The organism is Acinetobacter sp. P1(2025), assembly GCF_051390655.1.
Lineage (GTDB): Bacteria > Pseudomonadota > Gammaproteobacteria > Pseudomonadales > Moraxellaceae > Acinetobacter > Acinetobacter junii.
Map to the genome: position 1 here is coordinate 1 of NZ_JBPKBJ010000118.1, position 6,502 is coordinate 6,502.

Here is a 6,502-nt window from a genome sequence, read left to right on the forward strand (position 1 = left end):
GGAGTTGTAATTTTTCAAAAAAGATTGAAAACCATTTTAAAGCTTTCGACTTAACCTTTTTTTACATCAATAATGGCTTCATTTAATGTCAGCATACTTTTTGAAACACCACCTGAGATTTAACTCAATAAACTGATGTGCTTTCTGCTGATCGAGACCTCCACCCATATGACAGATGTTTGCTCCCTCAAATTTGTCTAAGGTAAATTTTAAACTTTTGCTACCATAGTCTTTTAAGTGGTTATTTGCGAGATTGACAAGATTAATATTTAAATGTTGAAACTGTTCAAGCGTTTGAGTATGATCAGCCCCTAAAATAAAAGCTTTTGCGTCTTGTAATGGTGAACGCATTTCTGTATTAAATACAGCTTCAAAATTAATGCAATTAATATCATCTTTTTGAAAGAAAGATTTAATTTTTTCAAATGAATGCCCATAACCATAACGTTGTAACGCATCATCTTGACCACGACATTTTCTAATTTCAGTATAGTATTCACCAAAATAAGTATCCCCCATTACATTCATCCATTCACTTTTAGGCTGAATGGTTTTATTTTCAATTAAGCCCTCTGAAAAATAATGATAATAAGGTACGAGATGATCTATTCGATGGATATTATCTAATAAGGAAAACAGGCCGATACTTTGATTTTCAGCACGATAAGAACAATATAGGATCCTTTGTTCAAACTCTAAATACATAAGTGCATCAAGTTGAGTACAACTAAAAAGTAATGTTTTTAATGGAATATTTGCACTATCAATAAGCGGCTGGATAGAAAATATTTTCTTGATTAGTGCATTTGGCAGCTCAAATATTGTCTGAGCGATCACATATAAATCTTTAATTTTTACCCGATGTGAGTCTATGTCTAATTCTTTTAATTTTTTATCTATAACGTCTTGAGCAATCAGCATATTTCCAAAAATATGAGACAAAATGTGCTGACTCATTTCCTTATCTGCAGTCAGAATGAGGCGCTGTAGAAGAGCTAAAACCGAATAATTTTTTTTCTCAAAACTTGCCCAAAAATTTTCTTGTTGCTGTTTCTCAATCGGAATGACATCATCTAATTGAATTTTTTGATCGGAAATATGTTCGATGGCTAAAAGTAAAGTCATCCAATGAGTGCAATCGACATTTAATACTTGATTCCAAATTGGATGTTGGAAAGTTTCTTGATGCAAATGCGAAATTATTTTTATTTCTTCTTGTAATTTCATAGTCATGATCCTAGATTTTGACTAGTTAAAATGTTGTACATAGGCGATATAACCTGAAAGATTATGTTCCTGATCATCAATACGAACTCTAAAACGATCATGTCTGACATAAAATGCGTGCAAAACCTTTTCAGGACATGCCATATACATCGCAACTTCTGGATAGAAAAAACCAGTTCTCTGAAATTCAGCCCTGAATTCAATCAACTTCTTGAGATCTTCAAAATGTGCTTTCTCAAGAATATCATTTAGACCCAATTGTTTGATCCGATTGACCATGAGATATGCAGACATGATCATTTCTAGAAGAGTTGAATAAGTAGTTTTTCGATTACGAATAAAAATCATATGCCTGACATAATTTTTTATTCCAAATAAGAAATATTTTTCTTCTGCACAAATTTTGGTAAGTTCATTGGTGCAATAACTCAACCAATGATCATGATAACGCTCGTATTTTTCTTGTATAAATCGTTCAAACATAAGTTTGACACTGTTTAATAGATGCTCATCTGAATGTAGTTGATATAAACGCAGTAAGGCTAAAGCAGCTTCACCATCGTAATAAATAATTCTAAATTTTTCTTTTAATTCTAAACTTGGATAATGCAATACATGTGAAGTTTCACCCTCACTATTCATCATAGATTGAATACCCTTAGCCAATGCCAATGCCTGATTTAGATAGGTAGTCTCCCCTGTAATCTCCTGATATTTTGTTAGCATTAACAACGCTGCTGCATTTGCACCTAATTTTATTTCATCTAAATCTTCTGGAGTCGATCCATCCAACATATAAGCTTGATTAGGCTGAATTTCTACATAGAAATGTTGAAGTGCATACTCAATTGCTAATTTGCAACGACCGAGAACTGAATCATTTTTGTCTATGATCAGGGTTTCTAGTAATGAATAGGTCGTAGTACAGTGTCTGACCGTATTATAGCTTCTGATGGAACGATCGTAGGCAGGGAAAAAGCCGTAATTGTATTTTCCATCTTGTGCTATTTGACTTGATAAAAAGCTCGCATTTTTTTTAATGATGTCTTTGATGTGCGTCTTTTTGTCGCTTGTTAAATAACGTACTCCATTTTCAGTAAATTGGCTTTGTAAAGGAATCAGTTGACCATTTTCATAAAACACAGCGTAGGTGTCAAAAGTCCAAGCATATTCAAGTTGCTTGAATTGTATAAATGTGTTCTGGTTTGAATATTTATATTCTAGTGTCGAGTTCAGGTTATCTTGATCAAAGTAATTCGGCTGATCATAACTTAATCCACGAATAATTGCCCTTCCATAAAGCTCTTGTTCTAGAAAGCAAATAGTAAATTTTTCATCAAAACTTAATCCCTTACGGTAATGGTTATTGTGCTGTTGATTTTTTATGGCTTGATCTATTTTTTGCCAATCTTCCTTTTGGATGTTGTAAGCACAATCAATTTTTATATATTCATTGAGTTGTTGATTGATTGCAAATTGATGATCCAGTATTTCAAAAAGTTGATTTAGCGCGTTATTTAATTCTGAGTATGAAGAATTCCAAACTTGGCAACGATTTTCTCGATCGCCATATGAATAAAACAGCACAGTTTTACTCATATTAATATGCTGAGCAATCCTTTCAAAATATTCTTTAATCTGTTTTTTTAGGTGTTTAAATTCTTCGTTTGATGTAACTATCATGACTTTATATTCTAAAAATTTTTTGTGTTTTTAACACGATACCATACAAATTTATATTGGATTGAAATAAAAAAGAGAACGCGAAGGTTCTCTTTTTTAGAAGAAAGGATTAGTAAATGATCTGACCATTATTAAGCAAGTCTTGTAATGTGATCTCGCTTGTAATGTTCGTCAATTGCAATATTGGAGTTTCAGTAAAATTACTTGGTAAGTCTAACAAACCACCATCACGATCAACTGACAACGTAACTGTTTGAGTAGCAGCATTATAATTCACATCAACATACTGTCCGATAGTAAGTGCTGTTGGTGATCCATTTAATAGACTAGAAATATCGATCTTATCTGCTTGACTATCAGTCGCAACATCACCTAAATGGAAGTCAGTCCAAGTGTCTATTCCACCCACTGTCGTATTGCCACCAGTTGCACTTGCACTATTCAACACACCAAAAATCAATGTGTCTGAACCTGCACCTAAACTAAATGTATCACTCGTTGTCGAACTAATCGCAATATTATTTTGTTCAGGTGCCAAGTTAACACTTAGTGTTGCTGCACTCTCATCACCAGTAACAGCAAGTAACTTATAATTTAGAACATCTGTTCCCAATATTGCAGAACCATTTGCAGTGTATATATATGAGCCGTCTGCATTAACTACAAAAGTACCATACGTTCCAGTTATAGATTGACCTGATGCTTCTACATAGTTCACTCCATCTACAGTAACAAGAACTTTAGTACCTGTTGTACTTCCTGCACCAGTATCATTAGTAAGAAGATTACTAGATATACTTGGGAATGGTGCCGCATATGGTGACTCTACAATATAATTATCTTGATCAATCACCATGGCCGTGACACCAACACTTACTGTGGTCTCATTTATACCATTAAGAATTGGAGCATTTGTTTCAGAACTATGGAACTCAACAGTCCATGTACCTGCACTTGATGCTGCTGCAATATGATAATTTTCATCAATAATAATACTATTCAAAGCTCCTGCAATTACAGGAGAGGAAGTAAATACAGTTGAACCATTTTGTTTAATGACATAGTAATAACTTTCGCCTGCTGAATCTGTATTCAGAAGATTTCTAGTCATTTGAATATTCAAAAGAGCATCCGTATTTGATGTCAATATTAAGCCTGTTGAACTTGTTATACCTTCAGCGAAACTTGCCGTGCCAGTACTTGGTGGAATTACTGATACACCAGTTCTAGTTGCAGAGGCTGTTACTGTTCCCGTATATGCATACGAAGTATCAATAACTGGTTCTACCGACACTGGGGCAATCGCAGTATCATTAGTCGCATTAATATTTGCTGTACCATCCAGTGTTGGATCACTATTCCACGTCACATCAATGATTGGGCTTTCAACGCGAATATTGAGGTTTGCAATATCAGTTGCACCTGTCGAATCTCTAAGTGTATACGTGAAAGTATCTACTTTACCAATATTGGTTAGATCTGATGTATCTGCCACATAACGATAACCACCATCCTCACGAATATATAAAGTACCGTAAGCACCAACAATTGGAGTTTCTGTTGCACCAGCAGTAATATTATTGCCTGTTTCAGATACTACAGTAGTAACAGTTACAGTTCCTGAATAAATATCTTGAACGTCTGTAGAGCTACCATTTGTTACGACATTTCCTACAATTTCTGTTGTCCCATATTCTGTTGCATCAGTAATAGTCATTGTTACATTAGAACCTAACCCAACATTTCCTACCAATCCTATAAGTTCAGCAAGAAAACTTCCTGTCTCGCCTGTCACTGCTGCGTCATAATGCCCTTCTGGTAATCCAGTAAAATCAACTGAACCACTATATGCCAAAGTTAATGATGGAATTGGCGTGCCATCGAAAATATCCAAATCTAGAGTTGGCGTTAACGTAATACCATTTGATACCGTGAAAAACTCACCTGTTGTTGTATTAATCAAGGTCAAATCCGCAGTATAGGTGGATTGAGTTATCAAACCTACAACCGAAGTAATAACTGCAGAAATATCAAGACCTTTATTACCACTCACATTAATCGTCACATCTTCTGTAGCATACGAATCTACATCAAAATTCAAGGCATTTTGATTAGATAATGCAACATTAATCAGATCAAACACTGCTGAAAAACCCAATAAAGTAAAGGTATTTCCTGTATCTCCTATAAGTGTTGTATCTGGATCTGTCACTGTAATTTGACTTGTATTCAAATCATCAATTGCATCAAGAAGTGCTCCATCAATCTCAATCGTCAACGTTGGGCTTTGTGCACTTTCATTACCCGCTGCATCCGTCAAGGTATAACTAAAGTCATAAACACCATCTAGCAATGGCGTGTTCGGGGTCAGTGTTCCTGTGACTGGATCATAGACCGCATCAACCGCTACACCATCTACATATAACGTCGGGGTATCTGTTAAGCCAACACCCACATTTATACCTGGTGTGTTGTCATCTGTTGTCACTGCTGTAGACGTTGGGTTTTGGATAGCTCCAACGTTATCTGCATAGCTGCTCGGTGCCACTGGTGTGGCTGGTGCTGTCGTGTCAACACTTGCTGTTTCAGTTACAGTGGATGATGTATTACCTGCTGGATCTTTGATTGAAACTTGAACTTCAAGTGGTTGGCCTTCTGGAGGTACAGTAACAGGTACTGTAATTTGACCCGCAGTTAAATCACCTGCCGTAATAGTGTGCTCTTCACCATTAACAATTACTTTGTCACCAACAGAAACACCTGTTTCAGGTAAAACGACAACAACGTCTACTGTACCGTTTGCGATTTCATCAGGCGTGATAAAGCCATCACCATTACCAATTACAACATCTTCAGGAGAGTTTGGCGGAGTATTATCTTTTTTACCTCCACCTTTACCACCGTTATCACTAGCAGCAGCAATAATACCACCTGCAACTAACGGAACAGCCCATAGCCAAGGACTCAAACCTGCATCATGGTAAAGTAAAGGCTCAACCGCATCGATAGGCTGAAAAATAACGTCTGAAACAGGTGCCTCAACAACCTCAGGCACTGCTGCTGGCATTTCTTCTACATATGCAGCTGCTTCAGTGTCTGCATCAGCGTCGGCATCAGCATCTGCATCACTTTCTGCTTCTTTAAATTTCGCCCAGATTAACTGACCATTGTCTGCTTGAATGACCAAACTATTGTCTAGTGTATTTTCCTCGTTAAAGAAATTTTGAATTACGATTTTTTCTCCATTTTTAAGAAAAACAATCGCATTTAAACCGTCTTTTTTGATAACGGAAATATCATTCATAGGAACTTTTAACAATACTACGGATGGCTCCGTCGGTAATGTTGTTGTACTTTCCATTGTAGTAGAAAGTGTCTTATGGCTTTCCTTAGAGATAATTTGAATTTCAGACATTTTGGCTATTCCTCTGATTATTTAATAATTTCTGTGTATGCAACTTGAGTAGTTTAATAATCATTTCAGAGGTGGATCAGGAAATTTGAACAACACTTATAAGTGATATTTTGCTCCCCAAATGATGTTATAAACATCAATATATGGAGTATTTTATGGCACGTAGACCAAGAAGAA

Annotated in this window: 3 protein-coding genes and 1 pseudogene; 1 reads left to right on the plus strand and 3 read right to left on the minus strand. The window is 35.8% G+C overall.

Features of this window, described 5'->3' with window-relative positions; all coding sequences use genetic code 11:
- Positions 1 to 86 (plus strand): annotated as a pseudogene (locus tag ACSC97_RS17490) (IS1 family transposase); the annotation flags it as partial.
- Here the strand turns inward: ACSC97_RS17490 and ACSC97_RS17495 are convergent.
- From ACSC97_RS17495 to ACSC97_RS17505, 3 genes are all read right to left on the minus strand, one after another.
- Positions 79 to 1,227: a CapA family protein gene (locus ACSC97_RS17495; protein ID WP_436662212.1), complete on the minus strand. Its 1,149-nt coding sequence runs from the start codon at positions 1,225 to 1,227 to the stop codon at positions 79 to 81. The pseudogene ACSC97_RS17490 and the gene ACSC97_RS17495 sit on opposite strands and share 8 nt — an antisense overlap.
- 21 nt (positions 1,228 to 1,248) lie before the next feature.
- Positions 1,249 to 2,910, minus strand: coding sequence for a poly alpha-glucosyltransferase (locus ACSC97_RS17500; RefSeq protein WP_436662214.1), 1,662 nt, complete (start codon positions 2,908 to 2,910; stop codon positions 1,249 to 1,251).
- A 109-nt stretch (positions 2,911 to 3,019) separates the two neighbouring features.
- Positions 3,020 to 6,325 carry a BapA/Bap/LapF family large adhesin gene (locus ACSC97_RS17505; RefSeq protein WP_436662216.1) on the minus strand — a complete coding sequence of 1,102 codons (3,306 nt, stop codon included), beginning with the start codon at positions 6,323 to 6,325 and terminating at the stop codon, positions 3,020 to 3,022.
- Positions 6,326 to 6,502: the final 177 nt, after the last annotated feature.